Here is a 2,320-nt window from a genome sequence, read left to right on the forward strand (position 1 = left end):
TAGAGCGCGGCGAAGACCTGCCGCGCGCGGAAGCGGGCGGAATCGAGCGGCGCGATCGCCGCGGCCAGTTCGGCGCGGCGGAGGCCGTAGATGTTGGGGCGTTCGTCCGAGGCGTTCATCGTCTCGATTGTGGGGGCCGACCGCGCCGCCGCGCCACCGCGGCCACGCGTCCGCGGCGAGGACGCGCTCCCGCCGCGCGGACGCGACCGCAGCGCGCCGCTGCGGCGCACGCGGCCGACCGCGCGCGTCCGGCGAACGGGACGCGTCCGCGACGGAGCGCGCCGCGCGATTCGGGTTAGGCTTGGAGGGTGCGGCGAAGGAGGCCTCGATGCGGCGGGACCAACTGCTCTTCCTGATCGTCGGTCTGGTGTTCGGCTTGGCCGTCGGCGCGATCATCGGCGCCGTCGTCGCGCGGCCGGACATCGTCGGCGCCTCCGCCCCGACTCCGCCCGCGGCCGGCGCCCCGGGCGCCCCGCCGCAGGCCGCGGCCGGCATGGACTCGGTGGATGCGCGCCTCGCCGCGCTGCGGGCCCGCCTCGACAAGAACCCGGACGACGAGGCCGCGCTGACCGACCTCGGCGAGCTGTACCTGGCCGCCGGCATGCGCGAACGCGCGGTCGAGCCGTTCCGCCGCCTCGCGGCCCTCGCCGGAAACGACCCGCGCCGCCTGACCGAGGCGGCGACCGCGCAGCTCCGCGCGGGGGACGCCCGCGGGGCCTTCGCGACCGCGCGCCGCGCCGCGGACCTCGACCGCTCCGCGACCGCGCCGGCCGCCCTCGCCGCGCAGGCGGCGATCGCCGCCGGCGGCGTCGCCGAGGCCGAGGACGCGGTCGCCGAGTTGCGTCGGCGGGCGCCGAACGCGCCGGAGGCCGCCGCCGCCGCGGCCGGGCTGACCGAGATGAAGCGGGTCGTCGAGGACGGCCGCGCGAAGCCGAACGACTACGCGGCGCAGGTCGCCGCCGGCAATTTCTTCTACGACCGCGGCCAGTGGGCCGAGGCCGAGGCGGCCTACCGCCGCGCCCTCGCCGTGCGGGCCGACGACCCGGACGTCGTCACCGACCACGGCGTGACGCTGCACCAGCTCGGCCGCGACGCCGAGGCGCTCGCCGAGTTCGACCGCTCGATCCGCCTCGACCCGCGGCACGCGATGACCGCCCTCAACGGGACGGTCGTCAGCCTCGCCGCGGGGGACAAGGCCCGGGCGGCGACTTGGCTGGCGCGGCTGGAGCAGATCGATCCGCGGCATCCCGCGATCCCGCGCTTCAAAGAGGAACTGGGCCAAAAGTGAGCGGCATTTTCGGAATCCTGTTGCTGGTTGTCGTCGCCTGGTGGCTGTCGCGCGTCCTGCGGAACGTCTTCTTCGCCCCGTCCCGCCCGCCCGCCACGCCGCGGCCGTCGTCCCCGCCGCCGCCGCCGCGCCCCGACGACGGGCGGCGCGCCGCGTCCCCCGCCGGCGGCGCCGAACGGCTCCTGCCCTGCTCCGCCTGCGGCGTCCGCGTCCCGGAAGGGCGCGGTCTGCGCGACGGGGAGCGGTTCTTCTGCTCCGAGACTTGCCGGAAAGCGGGACGTTAGCCGCCGCGCCCCGGTTGCCCGTCCCCTCCGCGCGCGGCTACATTCGTCGGGAACACACCAAAGAAGGCAGCCAATGTCCGTCCCCTACGATCCGATCGACGACATGTGCCGGCAGGCCGACGCCTGCTACCGCTCCGGCGACATCCAGGAAGCGCGCCAGATCTACGAGGCGATCCTGCAGATGGAGCCGAGCCACGAGCGGGCGCGTGAAGGGCTCGCCCTGACGTCGCTCACCGAGAACCGCTGGTCGCAGGTCGAGCGCTCCCCCGGCGCCAACACCGCGCTGGCGGCGGGCCTCGCCAAGGCGCGCGACTTTTTGTCGGCCGGATCGCTCGAGCAGGCGCAAGTGGTCGCCGAGGAGCTGTCGAAGCAGTTCGCCGGGCAGGCCGAAGTCGCCGCCCTGGTCGGCGACGTCGCCGCCGCCCGCCAGCGCGCGCCGCTGACCGCCCGCGCCTTGGCCGAGGCCCGCGACGCCCTCTCCCGCGGCGACGCGCGCCGCGCCGCCGCGGCCTGCCGCCGCGCGCTGGAACTCGAGCCCGGGCACCGCGAGGCGGAGATGCTCCTCGAGCAGTCCGAGCTGTCGCTCAACCCGGCCTCGGGCGAACTCCACACCGGGGACGTGCCGCTCGAATTCGATCTCGACCTCGGCGCGGAGCAGTCCGCGCCGTCCCTCTTCTCGCTGGACGTCCCGCCCGCCCCCGCTCCGGCGAGGCCGTTCGGCGCCCCGCCGGCGGCGTTCGCCCCGGCG

The 2,320-nt window shown here is 76.5% G+C and carries 3 protein-coding genes; all 3 read left to right on the forward strand.

Features of this window, described 5'->3' with window-relative positions; genetic code table 11:
• The first annotated feature begins 328 nt into the window (after positions 1 to 328).
• Positions 329 to 1,288, forward strand: coding sequence for a tetratricopeptide repeat protein (locus LLG88_02830; protein MCE5245842.1), 960 nt, complete (start codon positions 329 to 331; stop codon positions 1,286 to 1,288).
• On the forward strand, positions 1,285 to 1,572 hold the full coding sequence (locus LLG88_02835) for a hypothetical protein (GenBank protein ID MCE5245843.1): 288 nt from the start codon (positions 1,285 to 1,287) through the stop codon (positions 1,570 to 1,572). Before LLG88_02830 ends, LLG88_02835 begins: the two co-directional genes overlap by 4 nt.
• A gap of 73 nt (positions 1,573 to 1,645) precedes the next feature.
• Positions 1,646 to 2,320, forward strand: a 675-nt coding sequence (locus LLG88_02840; protein MCE5245844.1) for a tetratricopeptide repeat protein, incomplete at its 3' end; no start/stop codon positions are given.

This window comes from bacterium, assembly GCA_021372775.1.
In the GTDB taxonomy this organism is placed as follows: domain Bacteria; phylum Acidobacteriota; class Polarisedimenticolia; order J045; family J045; genus JAJFTU01.